General features: G+C 51.2%; 14 protein-coding genes and 1 pseudogene. All 15 read right to left on the reverse strand.

What is annotated here, in order from left to right; translation table 11 throughout:
* A partial coding sequence (locus tag ACO1NT_RS15800) for a RagB/SusD family nutrient uptake outer membrane protein (RefSeq protein ID WP_449049705.1) occupies window positions 1–598 on the reverse strand: 598 nt, incomplete at its 3' end.
* Between the two features lie 11 nt (window positions 599–609).
* Entirely contained in the window at window positions 610–3,765 is a 3,156-nt protein-coding gene (locus ACO1NT_RS15805) for a SusC/RagA family TonB-linked outer membrane protein (RefSeq protein ID WP_449049706.1), read from the reverse strand.
* Between the two features lie 40 nt (window positions 3,766–3,805).
* Window positions 3,806–5,338 (reverse strand): RagB/SusD family nutrient uptake outer membrane protein, encoded by a 1,533-nt coding sequence (locus ACO1NT_RS15810; RefSeq protein ID WP_449049707.1) that lies wholly within the window; start codon window positions 5,336–5,338, stop codon window positions 3,806–3,808.
* A gap of 20 nt (window positions 5,339–5,358) precedes the next feature.
* The gene (locus tag ACO1NT_RS15815; protein ID WP_449049708.1) at window positions 5,359–8,352 is read right to left on the reverse strand and encodes a SusC/RagA family TonB-linked outer membrane protein; all 2,994 of its coding nucleotides are present in this window, start codon (window positions 8,350–8,352) and stop codon (window positions 5,359–5,361) included.
* A gap of 203 nt (window positions 8,353–8,555) precedes the next feature.
* Window positions 8,556–9,962: a sulfatase family protein gene (locus ACO1NT_RS15820; RefSeq protein ID WP_449049709.1), complete on the reverse strand. Its 1,407-nt coding sequence runs from the start codon at window positions 9,960–9,962 to the stop codon at window positions 8,556–8,558.
* Window positions 9,963–10,016: 54 nt separating this feature from the next.
* A complete protein-coding gene (locus ACO1NT_RS15825; RefSeq protein ID WP_449049710.1) occupies window positions 10,017–11,489 on the reverse strand; it encodes a sulfatase family protein in 1,473 nt (490 codons plus the stop codon).
* A gap of 2 nt (window positions 11,490–11,491) precedes the next feature.
* Window positions 11,492–12,787: a sialidase family protein gene (locus ACO1NT_RS15830; RefSeq protein WP_449049711.1), complete on the reverse strand. Its 1,296-nt coding sequence runs from the start codon at window positions 12,785–12,787 to the stop codon at window positions 11,492–11,494.
* A gap of 59 nt (window positions 12,788–12,846) precedes the next feature.
* On the reverse strand, window positions 12,847–14,172 hold the full coding sequence (locus tag ACO1NT_RS15835) for an FAD-dependent oxidoreductase (RefSeq protein ID WP_449049712.1): 1,326 nt from the start codon (window positions 14,170–14,172) through the stop codon (window positions 12,847–12,849).
* Complete coding sequence (locus ACO1NT_RS15840; protein WP_449049713.1) at window positions 14,173–16,896, reverse strand: sodium:solute symporter family transporter; 2,724 nt, start codon at window positions 16,894–16,896, stop codon at window positions 14,173–14,175.
* 148 nt (window positions 16,897–17,044) lie between these two features.
* Complete coding sequence (locus ACO1NT_RS15845; protein WP_449049714.1) at window positions 17,045–17,914, reverse strand: DUF4886 domain-containing protein; 870 nt, start codon at window positions 17,912–17,914, stop codon at window positions 17,045–17,047.
* Between the two features lie 47 nt (window positions 17,915–17,961).
* Window positions 17,962–18,666: a FadR/GntR family transcriptional regulator gene (locus ACO1NT_RS15850; RefSeq protein ID WP_449049715.1), complete on the reverse strand. Its 705-nt coding sequence runs from the start codon at window positions 18,664–18,666 to the stop codon at window positions 17,962–17,964.
* 856 nt (window positions 18,667–19,522) lie between these two features.
* The gene (locus ACO1NT_RS15855) at window positions 19,523–20,632 is read right to left on the reverse strand and encodes a prolipoprotein diacylglyceryl transferase (RefSeq protein ID WP_449049716.1); all 1,110 of its coding nucleotides are present in this window, start codon (window positions 20,630–20,632) and stop codon (window positions 19,523–19,525) included.
* Between the two features lie 7 nt (window positions 20,633–20,639).
* Window positions 20,640–23,219 carry a glycoside hydrolase family 38 N-terminal domain-containing protein gene (locus tag ACO1NT_RS15860; protein ID WP_449049717.1) on the reverse strand — a complete coding sequence of 860 codons (2,580 nt, stop codon included), beginning with the start codon at window positions 23,217–23,219 and terminating at the stop codon, window positions 20,640–20,642.
* Window positions 23,220–23,306: 87 nt separating this feature from the next.
* Window positions 23,307–25,199, reverse strand: coding sequence for an RICIN domain-containing protein (locus ACO1NT_RS15865; protein WP_449049718.1), 1,893 nt, complete (start codon window positions 25,197–25,199; stop codon window positions 23,307–23,309).
* Window positions 25,200–25,239: 40 nt separating this feature from the next.
* A pseudogene (locus ACO1NT_RS15870) lies at window positions 25,240–25,680 on the reverse strand (SusC/RagA family TonB-linked outer membrane protein); the annotation flags it as partial.

Consider the following 25,680-nt stretch of genomic DNA (forward strand, 5'->3'; position numbering starts at 1 on the left):
CTTCGTCCAGCAACTCCACCATGTAATCAATGCATTCATCCACCGGATTCCGCAAAACGGATTTCACTTCTTCCACACTGGCAGATATCGGCATGTTCTCCCGCATGAGTGGTATCGGTCCGTACATACGGAATAAAAGGAAATGATAATAAGCTTTCAGAAATTTGACCTCTCCTGCCCATACGGACTTTTCAGCTTCCGACATATCGGCGACCGAGGGGATATTCTCCAGAAAAATGTTGCATTCGCGTATAGCCCGATACATGTTTATTCCGCCATTTTCACCACTCCAAAAATTTACCAGCGGATTTACTACACTTTGGTTGCCGGTAGCAATCCGCCAGGCATATTGCTCATCGGGCATGTTGGTGAGAAACCACATTTCATCGCCCGCAGTCAATGCCGGATTCTCCCCGCTATAGCCGCCCTCATTAGGTAGCCAAGAATAACAGGTAAACAGGTAGCGTTCGGCCGAGCTGCGCATATTGAACGCATTATCGAGCGTGGCCACGTTATCAGGGATCACGTCTAGGTAATTACATGAAGTAAAAATACCCACACAAAAAATACTGATGATTTGCTTTATTCGTTGTTTCATAATTCTCCGTTTTAAAGTGATACCTGCACACCGATGTTGAATACACGCTGAATAGGATAACCCAGTCCATTTGCCCCCATCTCCATATCCCACAACTTGAACTGACTCAAACTAAACAGGTTTACCCCGCTCAAGTAAATCCGTAAGCTTTCTAATCCGACCCTATCCATTTGCTTATGATCGAAGGTATAGCCAAATTCAGCAGTCTTCAGACGAAGAAACGTACCATCGCGCATAAACCAGGTACTCACCCGCTGGGTATTCGGATTGGAAGCGTTACTCAGGCGCGGCCAGAGTGCCATCACATTTCCATTCCGTTCCGACCAATGGTCGTCGGCATAGGCTTTCAGCAGCTGGTTGCCGTTCACGAATGGGCGTGTGTTCGTCGGTGAAATCCAAAATGACTCGTTGGCAAGCCCCTGAAAGAAACAGGAGAGATCGAAGTTTTTGTAGCCCATTGAAAAGCCAAACCCGTACACGATTTCCGGTACTGTCGGGTTGCCGATGGGCACCATATCCAATTCCGTAATCTGGCCATCGCCATTCACATCACGGTACTTGATATCACCGCCCATTACCAGCTGACCGAAATCTTGGGTGGGTGAATTCGCCACCTCCTGGTCATCGACAAACAGCCGCTCAGCGATATAGCCAAATTGTTGTTTCAGGGAATACCCTACGCGCGATTTCCACCATTCGGTAGTGTATTCGGGTTCTTCGTACACCTTAAACTCGCTGGTGGCGTATGTAAAATTACCCCGGGCGGTAATCCAAAAATCATTTCCAAAATATTGGTTGTAGTCGACAGACACATCCATACCCCGGCCAGCTGCTTCCCCCACGTTTGCCCGTACGTCGGCAGACAATCCCATGTATTTCGGTACCGACGCACGGTCCATCAAAATATTCCTTCGGTATTCCGAGAAGAAGTCGGCTTGGATACCGATTTTGTCAAACAGATTCATTTCAAGCCCCAGATTGACCTTTTCGGCGGTCTCCCAGGTAATGGCGGCGTTGTCATACCTTGATATCGACACGCCGGGTCTAGTATACCCGTTGTCGGTACCGAAAGTCGCTCCTCTTCCGTTATCTTCCATGTTTACGTTGGATAAATAGAAGAACCGGTCCTCGGGACCACCAATGGCGTCATTACCCACCAAGCCATAAGTTGCCCGGATTTTCAGCAAGGGCATCACGTGTTCCAACGGCTCCCAGAATTTTTCGTTCGAAACCTGCCACGCCACGCCACCAGCCGGGAAAAATCCAAATCGGTAATCCGTTTGGAACCGCTCCGAACCATTGTATCCAAAATTAAACTCCGCATAGTAGCGATTGTCGAAAGCGTATGTAAACCTGCCCGATAATCCCAAATTCCTAAACGGGAGCGACTGTTGGAGGTCCCCTGCATTCGCATTCAGCTGTTGGCGCATGGTATACACCAGCATGCCACTCAATCCGTGCTTTTCGCGGAATGTCCGACTGTAATTCATGGCCGACTCTAAGTAAAATACCGAAGCGATTTTCTTTTCGCCTTCTTCATATCCCAAATAGTCGGTACCATCCATCTCATTCAGGATTTGAAGGTCGTAGGAATCGGTTGCTTTATCATACGCCGAAGCCGCATAAAAAAATGGATCGTAAAAACGCGAAACATCAAAGTAGGATTCCCGGTTGGTATTCCCCATCGCCCTGAACGATAGTCCCGGTGTGAGGAAAGCAAGGTCCTGCTTCAACTCAAACTGGGCCAGCATCAACGAACGTGAATAATCCTTATAACCCTTTACCATTTCAGCGTAAGGGTTGATGTAGCCCTCCTCAATGGTACCGCCGAACATGATGTGCGGAATATGTTCGTATCCCGGCATGACGGGATAATAGGCCGGAAACATCACCGGGTTAGACCGCATCACTTTTTCATATAGGTCTTTACCGCCATCAATTGGCCCTGTATAATCATCAAACGACCCATACAAGCGTACACCCATTTCGGTCGTTTTCGTGATATTAACGTTAACGTTCGACCGCAGCAAATAGCTCTTCAAAGAAATGTTGTTATTGAAATTATTTCGGCCATCCACCTTCAACACCCCATTATCCTGGTTATACGTACCGGCAAAATAATAGCGTGCCACCTTCCCGCCGCCACTAACATTTAAATTGGCCCGTTGGTTCATGGTATAATCCTTGAACATCGCCTTGCGCCAGTCTGTAGCGGGATACATATACGGGTTGGTACCAGCTATCGTGTTGTCAATCTTACTTTGCGAGTAGGGAAGGAAAGCCAGCGGATCACGCGTTGATACCGCTTCATTATGCAATCGCATATACGTTACTGGATCGGCCAATTCGACATTGCGGGTTGGTGCCGAAACCGAATTTTCCAAACGAAAACTGACCTTCGCCGGGCCCTCCTTGCCTTCTTTGGTGGTCACCAGGATCACCCCGTTTGCCCCCCGGGCACCGTATAATGCCGTGGCAGTGGCATCTTTCATGATCGAAAAACTGGCAATGTCATCTGGTTGGAGCCGCGCGAGATCCGTTGACGAAAATTCCACACCATCAATCAGGATCAATGGGTCTACCTTGTAACCGAAAGTGGTTACCCCCCGGATAAAGAAATCAGCGTTATCCTGTCCGGGTTCGCCACTCCGTTGATAAGCAATGACGCCCGCTAACCGTCCCGCAAGCGCTGTCGTTAAGTTACTGGAGGGTACCTTGAGTTCCGAGGGGTTGATACTGGTCACGGCGCCAATCACATCTTGCTTTTTTTGAGTGCCGAACGCTACGACCACAACATCATCCAACATGGAGGTGGCCTCCGTAAGGGAGACATCGATCAATTCTTTACCATTAACCGGTATCTCCTGTCTCTCGAAGCCGACCAAACTAAAAACAACCGTAGCACCATCGGGCACTTCAAGGAAATACTTACCGTTCAAATCCGTTGTTGTACCAATTGTTGTCCGGTCTTTTACAACGACGGATACACCGGCCAACGGATTTCCAGCCGTGTCACGCACAGTACCTCGGATTCCGACATCAAGATTTTCCATCAACATGCCCAGTCGCACCCCCTCACGGGGTATCACCGGATTTCCATAAGAAATCAATGTAAAAGCGGACAAAAGAAAAACCGCCCATAATAGGTGAATAAATTTAATATACATAAGGATTAATTAAATTGGTTAGCCATTTAATCTTTCTCAGCTATTGGTCGCCCGTAGCCCAGCCAGGATTCTGCGTTAATTGATCATTCAAGATCAACTCATCGGGAGGAATTGGAAACAATACGTGTTTTTCCGAGACCGGGTAGTTGGCGTTGATTCCCTTTATCGTTTCCACTAATCTACCCGTTCTTACAAGGTCAAACCACCGGTGCCCTTCAAATCCCAATTCCACCGCACGCTCATGCAGTACCGTATCCCGGAAGGTGTCCTTGTCAAGGCCGGAAACATTCGCAGGGAAATCGGAAGTAGCGTTTCCATCCCTATTCCTAGCGCGCTCCCTAATGGTATTGATCATCATATACGCTTCTTCGGTGGGACCGTCCATTTCATTAAGCGCTTCGGCGCGCATCAAGTACACATCAGCCAAACGGAGTACGATAAAATTCCCACCCCATTCGTACTGATTGCGGTCGGTGGCCGTTTGGTCCACGTATTTCCAACAGGGGGCTGGGTAGGGATTAGTAAACTGCGGCCAAGTAAGCCACTGCCCGTCAAAATCAACTCCTTCGGTCACAAAGGTTGACTCCCTGCGGTAATCCTCCTCGTCGTAAAGGTTAAAGTATGCAACGGTACTGACGATGGATCCCCCGTCGGAAGGGCCCTGTTCTTCAAACAGTTTGATTCCGCGGGGCATGGTAAATGCACCGAGCGGACTGTGCTCACCTACCGGTGTCAATACCCTGTCGCCCTGCCATTCGAACAGCGATTCCGGATTAAATTCGTTAGGCGGTCCAAATACCTGCTGGTAATCCGGCATCAGGTGATGCTCAGGCATATCAATTACCTCTTTGCAGAGATCGGCGCACAACCGGTAATCGTCGTTTCCGGCGGCCTCTGATGCGGCCCTCGTTAAATACACTTTCGCCAGCAGCCCCTTCACCGCCCCTTTTATAGCACGGCCTTCCTGATTGGTTGGCGGCACATGTTCGGCGGCAAACCGGAGATCTTCGATGATCAGGTTGTAAACGTCGGCTATGGGGCTTCGGCCCACGTTCACTTCGTCCAATGAGGTTACCTCCTCGGTTATCAACGGAAGCGCCCCCCAGAGGCGGACACCGTAAAAATAGCACAGGGCGCGCAAAAACCTCGCTTCCGCCACATATTGCTGCCTTAGGTTGTCGTCCATCGGAACGCCAGGCGCCCGGCCGATTACCGTATTTGCGCGGTTGATGGTTGCATACATTTCCGTCCACACGCTGTTGATATCGGAGTGATCGGCCGTAAACGTATAGTTGGTCAGCAGCTGCTGGTTGGCCAAAATAGGGGAAAGCGCCTCTCCCGACGTGAACCACGTCAGGTAATGCAGCCTCCGTGCAAGGAACGTCTGGCTGTTATCGCCCAAACCTTCGTATACGCCGATAAGTGATGCGAACAAATCGCGCTCGCTCTGATAATAGTTTTCCGGAGCCAGGAAGCTGTACGGCTTTTCTTCTAAAAATTTCTCGCATGACAAGGTGGTAAAACTTACCGCTGCCAACAAACAGGCACTAACGAGCTTATTATTTCTTTTCATGGTCTTTTTTATGGATTGATTTAAAAACCGAGATTCACACCGAAAATAATGGTTCGGGCCGTAGGGTAATGCCTGCCGCCGTCAGGGTCATATCCCGGGAAGCTGGTGAAAGTGACCAAGTTCTGACCCGATAAGTAGATGTTTGCACGGCCCGCCCAAGGCAAAACGCTCACCGGGAGATCATACCCCAGCTGAACGTTGCGTATCTTGATGTATGAACGGTCTTCAAGCATATAGCTGGAATTGGCGAACCAATTGCGCACCCCCGCACGGGGAACATTGCTATCGGAATTTTCTGGAGTCCACCTGTTGAGCAATTTTCTGGATTTGTTGCTGCTGCCGGTAGAAGGGTCAAAGCTTGATATGCTGTTAAAGGAGTCCATTCCCATTTCACCCTGCAGGGACACGCTAAGGGTAATTCCCTTATAACTGAAATGATTATGAAAGCCGAAAACATCGTCGGGCAACGGGTTGCCGAGGATCACACGATCGTCCGCATTAAGTTCCCCATCACCGTTTACATCCCTGTATCTCGCATCGCCGGGCTCTACCCCTTTCTGCGCCGTTTGGCCGTCGATTTCTCCCTGGTTATGGAAAACACCATCGTACAAATAACCCCGGATAGCGCCAGGGGCATATCCGATAAATAGGGTGGTAGACGCCGACCTACCCAGGGAGGTTACCTCCGTGTGGTTCTGGGAATAGTTGGCACTTACACTCCAGGTAAACATCCCCGTAAGAATGTCGCCGCCCAGGCTCAATTCCAATCCCTTGTTTTGTAACCCTCCGGTGTTGTAGAGCGCCGAGCTGAAGCCCGAGTAGGCCGGCAAATTCACCGTAAACAGGAGATCTGTCGTGTTTTTCGTATAATAATCGGCCACCAGCCGCAGCCGGTTACCAAACATCGACAAATCGATACCGACATCCCACTGGCTGGCCTTTTCCCACCTCAGCTCCCTGTTGGCCAGACCTGCCTGGCTGGCGCCGGATACCAATTGGTTATCAATAATGTAAATATCGCTGGTCACCAAACGTGCGAGCGACTGGTAACTCCCAATTTCCTGATTGCCCGTAAGTCCATAGCTGGCGCGGATTTTCAGGTCATCTATAACGTTCAGGGACTTGTTGAAAGCCTCTTCTGAAAGACGATAACCCAATGCTACGGAGGGAAAATACCCCCATTTGTTGCCACTCCCGAATTTCGAAGATCCGTCGGCCCTGAACGTCGCGGTAAACAGGAATTTTTGGTTATACTGGTAATTGATGCGCCCTAACCAAGAAGCAAGGCTCCAGCCGCTGCGCGACGAGGCAACTTCGGGAACATTGGTCGCACTTCCTATGGAATTGACGCCAAGCCGGTCGTCCGGAAACCCCGACGGTTGGGTAGACGCACCGGCAATTTTTTCCGTCTGCCAGGTAAACCCTCCCATCACCTCCAAGTCATGTACTTGGTTGAAGGTCTTGGTATAACGCAAAATATTTTCATTCAGGAGGTTCGTGATCCGCCGGTCGGAAATCACTCCAAGGCCGCCGAGCAGCCCACCGATATAGGTCGTTTCCCGCGGATAATACTCTTCGTTCGCCCGGTTCATTAAATTAACACCGAGCAACGTTTTAAATGCCAGCCCTTTAATAATGTCGTAATCCAGGGAAACGTTACCTAATAAATTGTCCCCGCGGAGCCTATTCTGAATGGTCTTAATGGCGGCCACCGGGTTTTCTGCTTTGGTTGAGCCATACCAATTATCTACGTATACACCATTTTCGTCGAATACCGGAATCGTTGGCGATGTCGCGTACACCTTGTCCGCCACCGAACGTATATTATCGCCCCCCGCACTGTTGGTGGGGACTGACCGGTTGATCGTACGGTTAAAGGTAAGCGACTGGCTGAACGTAATCTTGTCGGACAACTTATTATCCACATTCACCCGGATCGCGTAACGCTCCAAGCCGGAATTCAAGGCAATACCCTGCTGATTAAAGTAATTTCCAGAAATGTAATATTTTGTGTTGCTGCTTGCGCTGGAAACCGACACCTGGTGATTCTGGATCGGAGCGGTCCGGAAGACCTCCTCCTGCCAGTCTGTACCTTCGCCGATCGCATCCGGGTCGGGGAAGGGTTGATTGAGGCCGCTAGCCCCGGCCCAGTCGTTCAGAAACCGTGCATGTTCCTGGCCATTCATCAAATCCAGCTTTCTTGCCAACTGCTGCGTTCCGTAGTAACCGGTATAATTCACCCGGGCCACGCCCCCTTTGCCCCGCTTTGTCGTGATAATCACTACCCCATTGGACCCCCGTGAGCCATAAATAGCCGTCGCGGAAGCATCCTTTAGCACTTCTACCGATTCAATATCGTTTGGATTTAAAGATGCCAGCGCGTTTGTAGGTGTAAACGTATCGTACGACGTACCGCTGGGATCCTTACTGCTGTTATACACCGGAATACCGTCGATGACGAATAACGGTTCGTTCCCTGCATTAATCGAACTTGCACCACGTATCCGGATATTCACCCGCCCCCCCGGTGCGCCGCTTGATTGGGCGATGGTTACACCCGCGGCCTTGCCCTGCAACATCTGGTCGATACTGGCTGCAGGCTGATTTTTTATTTCTTCGGCCGAAACAGATGCAATCGAACCCGTTAAATCCTTCCGTTCCTGGGTGCCATAACCGATAACGACGATTTGGTCGAGCGCTGTTACGTCCTTTTCCAACGCTACGTCAATCGTCGTCCGATTGCTTATCGGTACTTCGGCGATACGGAAACCAATGTGTGAAAAGCTCAGCATACCGTCCAAATTCGGCACGTTGAGTACGTACTGACCATCACTACCAGTTTTCGTAGCGATGGCAGTTCCTCCGTGCACAACGCTAACACCCGCGACAGCCGTCCCCGTTTCGGCATCCGTCACCTTTCCGACTATCTTATAATCGGTACTTTGACCGAAAACCGGATACAGCAATGTGAGCATCCCACATAAAATCAGCCAACTCAGTAATTTTCTATTCATGATTATTTAATTGGTTATGCTATCTAAATTACAGCTGGAGTGATGCACTAACGCACCCACCCCAAATCATAAAGTAATTATGACCAACATATTGACAAATATAAAAACATAATTATCACATTTCAAAAAAAATTCAATTTTATAAACATTCGGCTATCTGAGGTTTATGACACAAACTGAGAAGGTCATTAACTTACAACGTTCTATTGATAGGGGTAATCCTCAAGATAATCCCCACCATTATCTACACGGGGGTCATCGGTTTCTTCCATCCAGCGATCCAGCGATTTTCTCAATTTCCTGCGAACTGCCGCATAACGCTTTACATCGACAACATTCGTGAGCTGGTCCGGATCAACCCTTAAGTCGTAAAGCTCTTCTACCGGCCTTTTCATAAACGCCCGCTCAAAAAACGGAGCTACTTCGCTGTCATCCTTGTGGGTCATCATATAATCTTTAGTTGGCGATTTATCAATATCGCCGAAGCGCACGCTACCGAATTCCGGATCACCCGCGGGCCAACGGTCAGGCCTGAAATTCCGGATATACAAGAAGTCGTTTGTACGAATGGCCCGTGATGGATAACCAACATTCCCTTCGCGGACACGCGCATGCCGCTCGCGTTCCATAAACATCTTATCACGTCTGGCAACAACTTTTTCTCCTGTCATGAATGGGAGTAAATTTGTCCCCACCATTGCATCGGGAATTTGGATATCGGCCGCTGCTAAAAAGGTAGGGGCCAGATCAATGAAGCCGACAAAGTCCGGGCAAAGCTGTCCCGATTTTATCCGGGCAGGCCATGATATTGCTAACGGTACGCGTGTGCCCGCATCGTATAAGTTTGCTTTCGCCCGTGGAAAAGGCATCCCATTATCGCCGGTTATAACAATCAATGTATTATCAAGTTTACCCGCTGCTTCTAAAATCAAAAGGATCTTTCCAACATCGCTGTCAAACCGTTCGATCTCATCATAATAATCCAATATATCACTTCTTACCACGGCGTTGTCGGGCAAAAAAGCAGGGACTTTTACATCAGCTATTGATTTGCCCGATTTCACTCCGCTACCTTCTTTATAAGGCCGATGGGGGTCATGGCTTCCAAACCAAAAGCAAAAAGGCTGGTCATCCGCTATATTCTTAAAGAATGATTCGAAATCGGGATATCTTGGCCCACTCGGATTATGCTCATAACCGCCAAGTTGGTACGTTCCCGGGCCCCAGCCTTTCTTGGTATGGCCGGTCACGTAACCTTGTTCGGCCAACAGTTCTACATAATTGGGGAATTTCTTGTTCAAGAACCCCTTTAAGTGAACCCCTTCCTCTAGCTGATGGGGCCATTGGCCAGTAAGCAAAGAGGCTCGCGAAGGAGAGCACGATGGGGTTGTGAATGCTTTTGTGAACAGTATCCCTTGTTTAGCAATCCGATCAAAATTGGGAGTATGGACAACGTTGTCTCCATAAACACCTGCATTTGGGTATCCCCAATCATCAGCGATAAGCACTAGGATATTAGGGGCCTGTTGCCCTTTTGTTTCGGCCATAAAAAACGTCAAAAATCCCAGAATAAATATTGCCTTCAAACCCGTTTGTCTATTCTTTCTCATTTTTCGTGAATCAATCTTTCTTTTTTTTCGTCAACCCCTACCGTTTGTCAAGGGCTAATCTTCCACATTTCCCGCAGGCCGCCTGCCGGTCCCTGCGTGGCCCGTAAGGTCATCCCCTAGGTCAGCACGTGCCTGTGCGGCCAATTCGAGCAGCGTGTCTACCACATCGGGGTTCGTGGAAGACACGTCATACCGTTCACCGGGATCCCGCCGCAGGTCGTAAAGAGCAAGTTCCGTTTTACCTCGGCCGTAATCGCCGGGCATTCCATCCCTTCCTGGAGCAACGCCCTCATATGAGCGGTGGGAATGCGGAAGCACCAATTTCCACTTACCCCTTCTCACTGCCTCTAGGTTGTTTTTCCCATAGTAGTAATAAAGATGATCCCGCGGATTTGCTGCCGGATCGCCAAGGAGCAATGGCAATATATTCACGCCGTCGATTTGGTTTACCGGTTGCTCCGCTCCGGTAACGACGGCCAGTGTAGGCAGGATGTCAATCGTAGAAGCCAGCTTCCCGCAGACCGTTCCCGCAGGAATCATCCCAGGCCAACGCATGATGCAAGGCACCCGTTGCCCGCCTTCGAAGCTGGTGCCTTTACCTTCCCGAAGCCCCCCGGTAGACCCACCATGGTCGCCAAAGTTCAGCCAAGGTCCATTATCAGATGTGAATATAATCAGCGTCCGGTCCGACAGCCCTTGCCTTTCCAGCGCGCGGACAATCTCACCCACCGACCAGTCAATCTCCATCATCACGTCGCCATATAACCCTTGTTCGCTCTCTCCCTCGAATTTCGAAGATACGGCGAGCGGCACGTGGGGCATGGAATGGGCCAAGTATAGGAAGAACGGCCGATTCCGATTCCGCTCGATGAAATCGACCGCTGTCTCCGTGTAGCGGGTGGTCAGTTCTGACTGGTCTTCCAGCGAAGTCAGCTTCCGCACCACCTCGTTTCCCTTGATAAGGGGCAGTTCGGGATACGCCGCCCTACGTTCCTGACCTGCAGGGAAATTACGCGTTCCATCGTAGTAAAAAGGCACCATGTCATTGGAATAAGGGAGCCCAAGGTACTCATCGAAGCCCTGTTGGAGCGGAAGAAAAGGCAGGTGATGGCCCACGTGCCACTTTCCAATTGCGGCGGTGCGGTAGCCTTCAGTCCTTAGCATTTCGGCGATGGTGGTTTCGGACGGATTCAGGCCGATTTTGGATGTCGGTCCTAATGCCCCGGTAATACCCACACGATTGGGATAGCATCCGGTAAGCAGCGCTGCCCTCGAAGCGCTGCACACGGCCTGCGCCGCATAAAAATGTGTAAAACGCATCCCCTCCGCGGCAAGACGGTCCAGATTCGGCGTATCATATTGGGTCGCCCCATAAGCCGGCAAATCCCCATAGCCCATATCGTCCATAAAGATGATGACGACGTTTGGAACCGGGTGGTCATCGGGAAGCGTTGAGTTTGGCATCGCCGCCCCGGCCAGCGCGACCAAAGAGAAGCTAAATAGTATGCTGATTACGTTATTCTTCATCTTTATTCGATATTATCGATCAACCAATCGAGTTCGAACCGTACAAATGAAATCCCCCCACCCAGTGTGCTACCGGGGTGGTTGTTCTTTTTTTCATACAGTAGCCCGATCGTTCCATCTTTTAGCTGAATCAAGTCTGAATACTGCGCACCATACCCGTATAACAACTTGCTTACGGGCCAGGTTCGGCCGCCATCCATGCTTAGGCTTACGGTGAGTCCCTCGCGCTTGTCCACTTTATTTGGGTGGGAATGAAGCAGCCAATCGGCCGTCGAGTCGGGCGCGGTCGGCGGCTGTACACGTATCAACCCGCAATCAACCGCCGTATATGGCATCACGGTGCGTTCTTCATAGGCATCTTGCCAGGTTTCCCCGCCGTCATGGCTGCGGGCCACCCATCGCCGCCCTTTATTGTGCATCCGGGCATTCAGCATTACCGTCCCGTCGGCCAGTTCAACCACGCGTGCCTCTGTTGCACGGTGCCCAAGCCCCGTATCATTTCCTTTTGTCCAGCTCTCGCCATGATCGTCGCTATAGACGACCGAAGAACCATAGAGCCGATCGCTGATCGGGGTCGTTGCATGGGTGCCGTCCGGCGTTACCCGTCCAATGGCCCTACGATGCCAGAACTGGATGAGTAACCGACCATCGGCTAACTGGATACCGTGCCCCGGCCCGGGCATATGGAACGCCCGGTCCAAATAATCACATGCAAAACCATCGCGGTTTTTGATGGCCTCGCCATCGAGGTCGACATGAGGCTTGCCGTCAGGCCCGACATTCAAAACATCGGTGATTTCGACTCGGTCGCCCCAGGTTAATCCTTCGTCGTCGCTGTACCGATAAAACACACGGGTCATCCGCTGTGTATTGTAGCCCTTATATTCACCCTCATTGAGCACATAGAAAATGAATACACGGCCATTGGTACGATCGGTCACTGCCACCGGGTTTGCCCAAGACTCCAGCTTGCCCGGTTCGCCTTGGGATGTCCAAAAGCTACCATCGCCTTTTTCAATAATAATTTCCGACGGCCAGGTCGTTCCATTGTCCAGTGAACGTTTGCATACCAAATCGTGTGGCCCTTCGTCGCTTCCGTCATGTCTCGCTTCCGTAAAAGCGAGCAAAACGCCTGCTTGACTCATCGTTAATCCCAGTATCCGGTGGCTTTTCATCCCCCGTTCATTGTCCATCCAAACCATCGTCTCGAAGGGTGGGCGCCGTTTCGGAACCTCCTGCGCGAAACCTACATTCACCGCCAAAAAAAATAAAACCGTGCTTATTACACCTCTTTTCATATCATCTGCTATTGTCCGTCGTTGGTCCATTTTTATCCATCGTTAGGCCTGTGTGGGCGTCACACCACGGCACCTTGTTCACGCAATGCGTTTCGTACTGATTTTCCATCCAATTCGGTTACCGTGAGCTGCTGTTCGGCACACATCGCTGCAGCGGTTCCGGCGGCCTGTCCCAACGCCATGCACTGTGCCTGCACCCGGATGGAAGCGAATGCTTCGCGTGTTGCTGAGACACACCCTCCGGCCACCAATACATTGCCGGCTCCCTGCGGCACAATTGCCCGATAAGGGATTGGGTAGGGCGCACGAAGGAAATTCACATCCTGCTTGCTGTCGCTAGCCCGGTGAATATCCACCGGGTGCCCACCATAGGCCACCGTGTCTTCGAAGGCTTTTGGATGTACCATATCGTCGAGCGTCATCGTGTAGCACCCTATGATGCCCCTGGTCTCCCGTATGCCCACCTGGGTTGCGGTGTCAATCAGGTAAGCATCCCGCATTGCCGGTACTTTTTCCTTAAAAACCTTCACCATACGCATCACATCTTCGCGCAATAGGCGCTCGGCAGTCGATACATCATCCCCGTCTGCAGCATTGCCCCGAAACCGCGTCGCGTTTATCGAAAGCTCTCCATCGCGTAGGGTGCTGCCGTGTACGGCCCATGGGCCTCCGAAATTGGAAAGCCGCCCTGCTTCCACTTCCTCGGCCAACAACGCTTTGAGTCCGGCATCCGCATACTTTACACCGTCTTCCGCCATTAACAGGTTAAACGCCGTGGTATCAACCCCGCCCACACGAAAGTAAAGCGACATGGGCTGAAGCTCCCCCTCACGCCTATTGCGCATTTCCCAAGGTAGCTGCGTGCGGGATACGACATCGCCCGTACCCGTACAGTCGATGAAATGTTTTGCGGCAACGGCTTGCCTTCCAGACTTATTTTCAATCAGCACGTGGGTCAATGACCCCGGCCGCTGGGAATCTGCCAGGCATCCCACCACATGGGTGTGGAACAGGATATCCATGCCAGCTTCTTCTGCCATGCGCAATGCCGTGTACTTATATACTTCAGGATCATACGGTACGTTGCCGCTCGGCAGGTCAATGATCGCTCCACCCCTTTCCGCCATCCTGCCAATGAATTCTTCCGGGATGCCCGAAACAATGCGTTTACCACCGAAATTAAACTTGCTGATCGGGCCTACCAAGCCCGCAGTGGCCATGCCACCCAAAAACCCGTAATGCTCCAATAGCAGCGTCGTGGCCCCATTACGAGCGGCAGCAATAGCGGCCACAAATCCCGATGGGCCACCACCACAGACAACGACATCGGCTTCCCTTGTAACCGGTAGCTTGCGTGCGGGTTCTATAATCGTTTTTCCTTCCATTTAGCTATTAGCATCATTTGCTACCGGCGCCTGTTGTGTAGGCTCCGGTCGATATACCATACTTACTAGGTAGCCGATTACAAAGCACGACAACATGCCCGTGAGGCTATATACCATAAAATGTATCGGCGTATGCAGGCTTACAACATACTGAATCACCGCGCTACCGATAAAGCCAACTAAAGCCCCCGCATGATTGGCCCGCTTTGTAAAAATCCCGAGCAGGAATAGCCCTGCCAGCCCCCCGGTGAGCAACCCGGTCATACGCCTAATCATATCCCACAACGAACCTACCTCGTAAATGAACATTACGACAGCGATCACCGTCCCGATAATACCAAACATCGCAGAGACCACCTTGGCAATGAACAGTTTCTTCCCTTGGGTAATGGATACGAAACGGGCAAAATCGGTTACCACCGCGGCAGACATGCTATTCATCGTACTGCTGATGGTAGACATGGCCACGGCGAAAATGCCCGCCACGACAACCCCCCTTACGCCCGCCGGCAACTCATTGACGATAAACCACGGGTAGATAGATTCTTGTGTCGGTAACGCGGGATTTAACTTTTCGGGGAAAGCATGGTAATACGCAAAAAGTGCGCTTCCGATGGCAAAGAATAAAACCGAAGATAGCACAATCAACACACCGTTTATCCAAACACCCCTCGCCGCACTTTTGGAATCCTTGGTCACTAAATATTTTTGGATCACGGTCTGGTCAGCGATGTAGGGCACCAATCCGCCACCTATCCAGTATGAAATCGCAACAAACACGGTAATCTCAGTAAGGCTTACATCCCAGTTAACGAAATCAAACTTTCCAAAATCACGGTTTACAGTAATAATGTCGCCCATTCCACCATCTAATTTCAACACGACAACACCGATGCTCAGCACGGCGGCAAGCAAAAACACAGCTACCTGCAATACTTCTGTCCAAACCACCGCTTCGATTCCGCCCAATGTTCCATATATCGTCGAAAACAAACCGATAACAATGATGCACAGCATCACGTCTATACCCGTAATAGCCGATATCGCCAACGCCGGCAGCAACAACATGATACCGAATTTGGCTAGCTGAAACGACAGGAAACTCAGACTGCCCAGCATGCGTACTGCAGCACTGAAGCGGTTTTCGAGATACTCGTAAGCGGTTGTGACGTTGATCTTGAAGTACTCGGGAAGAATGTAAAAGACAACCAACGGGGCAGCGACCAGGCTGCTGATGGTCGGCAAAAAATAAATCCAGCTTTCATTGAATGTCTTGGCCGGCGTCGTAAGAAATGTAATTGCGCTCAGCAATGTGCCGAATATAGCCATACCGGAGGCCCAGCCGGGGATTCGACCGCCAGCCTTATAATAATCATTCGTGGTTTTTATATTCTTCTTGTATTTATACCCGATATAGAGGATCGAAATGAAATAGAGTGCGATAAACAAATAATCCCAAGCATTTAGCACGGACGACTCTTTAGCCACCAGGTTTGCTTTCCACACTATCGGTGAACGCAAAGCGGGGGCAACCTCCCCTCCCGGGATAACGATTTCGTTATGCCACCACACAGCTTGCGTAACTACCGGTGCGGCTCTGGGAAATTCCCCGATGGTTATCCAACTATCCGTGAGCGTATGGTATGCGAGCACTTCGCTTGAAAAACCTGCATGGCCGTCAACTATTTCGTTCAACTCCCTACGCGAACGATCCCGTTCGGTACTGTTCGCCGAGTTTCTATACGCGTTTTGGACCCTTCTAAACCGCCGGTGGTCTTCACTATCTGCTCCACTAAAGACAAGCACATGATTTAATCCAACCGCAACGGATGAAGCACCGCTTAAACACCTCACCGAGCCATCACCCAACCGAATGTCTTGAAGCTGTTTCCATTGGTTAGTCCGTGTATCGTAAACATGCGCATCATAAAACAGTTTTTCTCCCTCCGCGGTGCCTCCCCGGCCACTGAAAAGGAATAAACTAGCGTATTGCCCATTGTTTTGTGCTGCCACGGCTGGCATTACCCGGCCCGGCCCATCCCACGGGGGTAACTTTTCCCACTGCCAGTCGCTATTCCCGTCTTGTCCCAAATCAAGTCGATAAAAGGCCTTGGTAGCGTGTCCCTTTGCATGTGACTCTTCCCCGCCCGCAATATAAACTGCATTATCCAACAACACGGCCCCCATATAGGCCATCGGCACAGGTAAGTCTGGCAGATTCCGTATGGAGACGGCATGATTAGCCTTACTCCAACGGAGTAAAATCACTTCATTGTGATAGTTGGACGAGTCCGCCCCCCCGATGCAGATAACCCCGTCGGGCGTGCTGACAGAAGCTCCGTATGCCCGGGCAGCTGGTAACCGGAAAACGGTATCCAACCACTGGTATTTTCCACCACTTCGATACTCCAGCACATGGATAGCATCGCTCAAAATCCGCTTGTCTCCATTCCACGGGCGCCCTTTCCCATTGAAATATGAGCCACCAGCGACAAGCAGGGCATCGTTATGCAGGCCCACAAAGTGCCCAGCCAAACCTTCGCCATACGCATCGCCTGATTGGGAAGGGATTGGGGGGAGTTCGTCCCACACCATCCGATTTAGTTCCTGGGCATGTAACTTATCACCGAAACATAGTGAACAAAAAAAGAGGGGCAACAGCACATATCGCATGAGGCGAAGGCGGCCGGGAAGATATAAAAAGGATGAAAACCGTTTTACCATATTATAGTTGGTCAGTAATGCTCTTATATTATATGTAGAACATATCGACAAATATAAAAGCTTTAGATTTACAATTCCAAATATATACTGGTTTTTTTACAATTGATCTGAGGCTACGCCGCGGCTAGCTGGCGATCGTGCGACCTACTTAGGGCGATATGGGCTCGGCATCCATTTCTGTGACCGAAAACGGCTGTTGCACAGCCTCATGGGCGGCCATCTGGGCCACTTCGGCCTGCGCTTCGGATACTCCGTCCGGGCGGTAGCGGTTTACGGGTGCCTCCTGGCCAAATAACGCTTCAAACCACGTACAAGCCGCAACGAAGCGTCCAATGTGCAGGTCGAGGTGATAGCCATCGCGCGTGAGGTTATCGCCGATGAAACTGGTCCGCGCATTTTGGATGGCGGTTCCACATGGAATCAACAAATCTATACGCACCAATTTCCCCGCGTTAGCGGAAGCCTCCATGATGGCCCGGTACATCGTTTGTTGATCGTTATCGTAATTGGCGAAACCCTTGTGGGTTGAGTTAGCGGCATAAGCCCAGGTCTGGTGCCAGATGTGTTTTACTTGGCCGGCGGTTATGCTATCGATATACCGATGCAATGCCGGGAGCGGCAAGCGGTAGGTATCGGCCTTTCCCGATAGTGAACTGGCCTGTTGAAGCGACACATAATCCCATTGTTCATCCTGCAATGCCGTCAGTATGCTTACCTTATCGCGGGTCACCTTCACCCCATCCGCACCGATTTTCCGGTAACTGTACGTGGCTTTATCTCCTTGTACGTTGCTCCAGTGCAGCGATAGTGGCGCCCCACCGATGTACATGTTACCGATAATAAGGGGCTTGCCGGCAACTTCCGCCAGTTCGTGCAAGTATTGTTCAACAGCATCTTGCGAAAAACTGTTACCGATAGCCAATACCCGTAGCGTGTCGGGTTGATCCTGAGCCAACACTTGGCCACTGAAGGATATCCATAAGCATAAAAACAGTGAAAATCGACCGGTATTTTTCATAATTGCTTGGAATAACTAGTTACTTTGAATTAATTGCTTTATTTATCCTACTTTTTTATCCGCTCAAAATGCGGTTGCAAATGCGCTTTCATTCCTTGGCGGAAATCCTCGGGTTCACCTTTTTTGAGCAGCTCCAAGAGATCACGGTGTGTTACTGTTCCTACTTTCGCTTCCCCGTTCAACTTGGCTTCTTCGCTCACCACATACTCAAACACGGGCAGCAGCATATTCTGGAAGCGCATTAGCGTGTCGTTTCCACTCATCTCGTAGAGTTTCCCATGAAAGGCAATCTCATATTTCACTTTAAACGGTAATTGCACTTGGTTTCCTTCTTTTTTCACGATCTGTTCCAATTCCTTCAGATCCTGATCCGTCATCCGGACGAACAGCACATCGGCTAACCCCATTTCCAGAACCAACCGCAGTTCGAACAGGTCTTTCAGCGTCTTTTGATCGAGGATCAAAGGGTCCATTACCCGCTCGAAACCGCCCAATACGTCGGGCTCGGCCAAAATCATCCCTCGTTTCTTCTTAGATTCGATCATACCTAACATGCGCAATCGGCTCAACGCCTCCCGCAACACGTTACGACTCACATCCAACGCCTCGGCCAGCTCTAATTCCTTCGGCAGTGCGTCGCCCGGCTTGAATGCCTTCCTTTTCAAATATTCCCGCAAACGTACCTCCACAACATCGGCCATGGTGGAAGGTGCGATTTTCTCGATATCTTTACTTAAATTTTTGCTTACCATTTCCGCTTTGATAGAATCCGACCTATGATGTGGCAAAAATGCATATTTTTATTGTGATTATGTAGGACAAAATAAAATAAGAGCGCGCCGGTTCTTGAAATTCCTGACCGGATCCTGATGCTCATGCTGTTAATCCAACCTATAGTAGCACCGATCATTGGGAGTTCACGAACGCCGCTAAAAACAAACAGACCAAGCGTGACGAAAGCAAATCACAACGGGTAAGGCAAGCTGCTTCGCTACTTTTGCAACCACTCAGCAGGTTTATCGTGATGATGACTTGGTTATCGACAATTATTTCAAACCGACCGCATTTTATCCCGCTAGTATAAATAGATGTAGCGGCTTGGTACAGTGCCCGAGCATCGTTAACATCAACATACAGCAAAGCGATACGAGAGGCATTTTTCGAAGCGCAAATGGAAAATCTATTATTCAACAACTGGCAAGATTTACTTCGCATAGTGATTATTGGCGTCCTCGCCTATGTAATTATGATCATCATTTTGCGTATATCCGGAAAACGAACGCTTTCGCAGATGAAGGAATTTGACCGTATCGGTGGCAATAGGTTCGGCGCTTTCGGCCGTGATACTCGATAAAACCATTGCGAAAACCATTGCGCTGCATCCCTGACCTTTCGGACGTCAAAGCGGTTGTACTCGAGCCCAACGTCCAATCCTCCGTGGTCAAAGAAGGTAATACAAGTGACCTGCAAACTTCCATCAACGGAATCCGGCCGGTACAAGGCGATAATTATTGAGGTATCCCATCTCTCAACGGCGGCACAGATACCGATATCCTTCCGTGGGCCGTTTGGCGTTAATTGCTTCCCGCCATCGGCTCGCCGGGGCCGTTACCGGGCAGCGGTAATCCGGTATCTCACAAAGAGGTAAACCGCCACGACCACGGCCAGCAGCAAAAGCAAAAGGCTGATCAATTGCGCTTCCGACAAGGCCATCCCCCACACATGGTATTTATAGTTGACGCGTATGAATTCAATGAGGAAACGCTCGGTACCGGCCAACACGAGGTAGATCACGAACATCATCCCCGGTATCTCGATGCGTTTCCTCACCATCCACAGCACACCGAACACAGACAGTATCGCAACGGACTCATACAAGGACGTCGGAAACACGCCATGGGGCAATATCGAACAGTATGGACCGGAACAACCGGCTATATACTCCCCTTGATTGATCACATTATGCGGAAACCGGGACGACCACGCCCATTGGGGCAGCCACTCGACGGGCTTTGCATACGTATTCACCATCCCCCAGTCACCGTCGCCGGCCAGATGGCATCCCATGCGACCGACACCATAGGCCACGAGCATCCCCAGCGAGCCGATATCCGCAAGGTGCCGCCAATTCATGCCGTTACGGATACCGATATAGAAATAACATGCCGCACCGAAGAACAGGCCACCCCAAAACGTCAGTCCGCCAGCATCTAGCAGCCCCATAACGCCATGGGTACCTAGTCGTTCCCCATCTTCAAACACGTTAAAAACACGGGCCCCCACAAAGCCCGTCACCCCTGCCCACAGCAGCATGGTGGGTAACAATTCCCTGGGTCGCACGGTCTGTATTTCCAGCCGGGACGGCCGTAGCAACGATTTCCGCTTCGCGATGAACAGGACCAGCACCACCCCCAGCATGAACACCATACCAGCCACCCAGCTGCTGCGCCCCGAAAACAGCTCCCATCCCTTATACCCCACGATAAAACCGAGCAGGGCGTATCCCAAAACCAGGATTAGCTTGAAACGCGTCCCGACCCAGGTTTTCCGGTCAATGGCTCGAATTTGGCCGGTGCGCTCCTTACGGACAAATTCGCTACGGAACACCACATAGGATAGCACGAATGCCAGGGTGACAAAAAATCCAAAAGTAGGTATGGGCCAGGTGACATCCGTGCCAAACAGGTAATTGATCAAGGAGGAAATCAACGGAAACATCAGTTTCTTATTCTATCTTGGCATTACTGAGTTTGATGGTCCGGATTCCGAAACGCGGGATACGGGCGGTAATGGCTATTCCTTGGTCGCAAGCTCGGTACGATGCCGTTTCGGCCGTTTCACCACTCAACTCCACCCACTCAATCGCATCCGCTTTTCCCGCGAATGCGATTTGCTTGTCGGCGCCGTCGCTCTGCGCGTTGAAGAGCCGGACGTATAGGTCGGTGCCTTTCATCTCGGTCGACACCACTTCGTATGCGTCACCCTCGATGGAAAGATACGATTTTTGCGTTGCACCACCGGATTGCCCGTCGATCAACGTAGCCACGAGCGGCTCGTTTGCAATTTCGCCTTTCGTCCATATCCGGTCGCTGTCCCACCGGCTCGCGTGCGGCATCAAGCTGTACGAAATATCGGTTGGGCCGGTAATGGCATAATCTCTGCCCCAAAGTCCTTTTCCGGAGTACTGGAGGGTCAACGCCAACGGGTGGTCTTCTCCGTGCACGTAACTGGTCGTGTGGTCGGAAAACAAGGCCAAACTGTGGTCTTTGCCATTGCTTCCAAGGTCCACCCAGTTTAATAGAATGTTATGTTTGATCTGGTCCCACCGATTAAAATGGGTGTCTTCTAATTGACTTTTAGTCACGTCGAAAGGCGCATTTTTATAGATTTGCTGATCGTTGATGGCCGCCGGGAAACAGACCAGCAGCTTATACCGATCGTCATAGAAGGTCTTCCTCGGATTCTCGTTGCTGAACGCGATGCCGGTTTCGCCGATAGCTGGATTGTTTTGCCAATCGATAAACACGCGCATCGCTATTTTTTCCTCCCGGTGTTTAACCCGGATGGTTTGGGTGAACGGGTGTTCGCCGATAAAACCATCGATCGCTATTTGGAGCATCAGCGGTCCCTGCTCCACTACCCGTACCCGGGCGGGCTGGTCGGTACTGGAGAGGAACCTCCCCTGCTCGCCGAAGTAGCCTTTGAGTTCATTGAAATGCCACGGACTGGTGGTATCGACATATTCCTTGTTATTCAATTGCTTGGCGACCAGACTTTCTATCACACCTCCTTTCCGGGGGTCGATAACCAATCGGTACAGGTCGCTCTCCAGCATATACTTACCCTGTCCCTCCCTAAACGACAGCTCGCTCCGGACGACTGCTTCGGCCTCCCGGAGGGTGTAGGTGGAATAGCCGAAGGACGGGACGCTAGCCTGGAACAACATCCATGTGTGCCCATCTTCTTTCATCAACTGGGTGGGGTGAGCGTTGCCTTCCCGATCGACCACCTCCCAAGCGGTGCGGCGCCAAGTAGAGGGCACCTTTACCCGGGCTATTTCGTTACGGTCGGCGGCCAGCGTATTGAATAATCTGATGGCCCGGTGCCCGGACTCGCCGATCATGGCGTTCAACGACCGGTCGATGACCACTTGGCTATTCTGGCCCGTTACCCCCGTCCACTCCGTTACGTGATCGGCCCAGGTGCGCCCGCCCTGGAGGTCGTTATACGGCACAATCCAGCAATCGTGATGCTGCGAAAGCAGCAATTTAATCCACCCCTCATCGATCAGCCGTTTAGGCCACCGCATGTTTCCGGTGAGGGATGCCAAGGCGGCCATTTTCTCGGCGCGGACGATATCGTTCTCAGCCTTCCGCACCTCCTTTGCGAGGGTATTCATCACTTCACTCCCCCATACCAGACTGGTCCGCACATCTTCTTGGGTAAAATGCCAATCTTCTTCGGGCGTTCCAATGGAATAATTGGCAATGTAGTCGCGCCAGGTCTTATAGTACGTAGGCGTATAAAACGTGGCCGTGTCCTGACCCAGCCAGGGGCCCTTATTCCATCCGCTGCTCCACGCCGCATCCTGGATGGTCATCCCTACCGGATTCGCTATTCCCGCTTCGAGTGCTTTCCGGATGTAATCCTTGCTGTTGTACCACGCGATACTCTGCCAGGTGGAGCCCGGCTGGAGGTCTTCGATGGCGTAGCGCGGTACGGTCGTTATGCCGGTACCATCGGGGCCTATCCAGTTGACCAGCTCCCCACCGTGGGCCTTGGTATAACCGCCCCACATGGTGTTGGGGTTTTTGGTGGAGGCGTACTTAAAACCGAACGATTTGAGGATGTATGGAAGCGAGCTGGTGAAACAAGGCTCCTCGGCAGCGTACGTGGTAAATACGACCGAAGGGAAATGTTTCCTGACCAGCTCCATGCCGTACGAGAACTGCCGGATGTTACTTTCGCCGGAAGTGGCGAACAGGTAACTCTGCGCATAAGTGGGATTTACATACTCGATACGCCCCGTACGGACCGATTGGTCTTCAAACAGTTTTTTGAAGGCTTCGTATGCCGAGGGGTCGCGTAGCTTCACCACGTCCCAGGTTTCGGGTTCCACTTCCAAGTTGATGCTCCAATTGGGATATTGTTTCAGCATGTCCGCCATAAAGGCCGTTTGCCCCTTGGGGTAGTGCCCATAGATTCCACCATGATAGCCATCAATAAAATAAGCATCCTGGCCCATCACCGAATACGGCATGCCCGCTATACAAAAAAGGAATATCAAATGCAGTTGTCTTTTCATTTATTCTTTTGTTTTTCTTCCAAGATGTTGGTCCGGAAAGGCATGGCCTGATACGATGTGATCATATTCGATGCGTGCCAGGTACACTTACAAACCAATCATTTCGTAGGGCACACGCACACCCTTCACACGGTAAAAATACGGATCGAGATTCCCGTCGTCTTCCTTGACGTTACCTTCGTTGTTCTCCGCGCAGGCACCGAAATTGATGCTGTATGTGAGCAGCAGTTCATCCTTGCCATTCTGCGACACGGGGTGGATAATCGGCGTGTAAACCCGCGCGTTGTACCCTTTGTAATACTCCGAAAAACTGTACACCTTGACGGGCTCTGTAAATGGGCCGGTGGGACTGCTGGATGTGGAAATATACATGCTTACCGACGGAATGCCGCAATAGAAGCCTTGGTCCATGGTTAAATGGAGGTACCTGCCGTTTAAAAGCGCAATATTGTTGGTGCCGTTGCCTTCGTTGATCACGGCTGCCGATGTAGTGGAAGGTTCGTCGGCCCAAGTGGTTCCATCCCAAAACGTCCAGTTCGTTGGGTCATCATGGGCAAAACGTGCCACGTAGAGCAATGTATTGAATCCAAACGTTTCCGGCTTAGCGCGTTCGCCGTAAACATACACATACCCGTCGTCCGACTTTACCATGCCATCTTTATACCTGATGTCTAGCTGACCGGTCATATTGGGTATGGCCAGCCGCTCAACCTGGTTCCATTCATTACCGGATTCCTTTTTCAGTTTGTAAATAGCTTGGTCGGTATCGTCAAGACCGTAGCCTTCGCCACCATGGAGGTATACATAGTCGCCCAATTCGACACCGGGGCCCACCCAGTTCCGGTTAGCGTTATCGGGTATGGGGCATATATTACCGATGTTGTGGCTGGCTCCTTGCCGCGTCATCATCGGCGACTTCGGGTCCCAGTTATCCATCGTCGATTGGATAATGATAGAATTGGTATAGGAGATGAAGCGATCGCCATATAGCCGGCCATTGGCCGTGAGGTTCCCTTCGTGCCAGGCATCCTGGGTAACCCAAAGTACGCGGCCATCCGAAAGGGGTACGCTCGTGCCCTGATCGAACGCCACCGACCCCGTTGTCCGCGCGAAAAACCGGGTCACGTCTCCGTCGCGGTAGCTGTCTTTGGGGAGTTTGGTGATTGCCCACCGTTGCTGGTCCGTTCCCCGCTGCTCCGCATTGACGATCGTTACCGCCGTAGCGGCGCTACCGCTGCGCGTGAGGTATAGCCCGTTCGCTTTGTTCGAAATCTCGTATTTCCCCGCGTCGGTCGACTCCTCGATCCGCCACAGCTGCAAGTCCGGGTTGGTTTTCAGTTCCAGGTTTTGTACCACGGCTGAACCGGAGGTGGCGGCATGAAGGAACATGCCGCTATATAAGTTCCGTATTTTATAAAACCGCACATCATTTACCGAAGTTTCATAGATGATGTCCCACTCCTGCCACCGCTTCAGGTTCTCGCCCTCCGCTGGATCGGGTCCTGCCACCATTAAGGTAGCATTAGCCCAGTACCGTTCATTAAACGCCGCATCGCCCGCAGTTTGCAGCACCGTGCCGGTAGATGTCGCGATGCTGTAGGTATCGTAGTCGGTGATGCCCGATTCGTATACCCTGAATTCGACTTCCCATTGGCGGCTGATCCCCGACGCGGAGGTAACCGTATAGGTGGCCGACTTGGTGGCCGAGACATCGATCGGTGTTCCCGACGCGGGGTTGATGGTGGCCCCGTCGGAAACGGTGATGATGGGCGTGATTGTTGTCAAATCCGTCGCGGGATCGACCCGGACAAGTACTTTAGACACATCGCCCCCACTGTAAATGGTAGCCGTTCCGTACTGGCCGCTTTCCAATGTAAAATCTTTGATCATTCTACCCGGGTGGGGTGGCGTTTCAAAAGTCTTGGTACATGACGCTACCAGGAGAAACCCTAGCAGCACAGAAAAAATGGAGAATTTCATTGTATTTCGTTTACGTGGTCAGATAACTTGTTCAGATTAATCAGAGCCCGATTTGAACACCTAAATTGATCACCCGCTGATTTTGGTAGGCGTCGCCAGCCGTATTGGAGGTCACTTCGGGATCTTGCTGGTAGAGCGAATAGTTCGTCCAGGTCAGCAAATTGTAACCACTGACGTAAAGCCGCGCATTGTTCATGTTGAACGGCAACCACCGGTCGGGAAATTGATAGCCGAGCTCCACGGTTTTCAGCCGCAGGTAGGTGGCATCAATCAGCCAAAAATCAGACATATACGACGATGGGCTGTTGATGGTTGTCGGGTTGGTGGTCAACCGCGGGAACCGTGCTGTTGACGCCGTTTCCGGGGTCCACCGTTCCAGGTGTATCGGCTGGAACTGGCTTTGGAAAGGCTCGATACCGCTGCCTCTTACGCTGAAGCTATAGCCCGTAGTGCCCTGCAGGAGCACATTGAAGCTAAACCC

Source organism: Parapedobacter sp. (genome assembly GCF_053550995.1).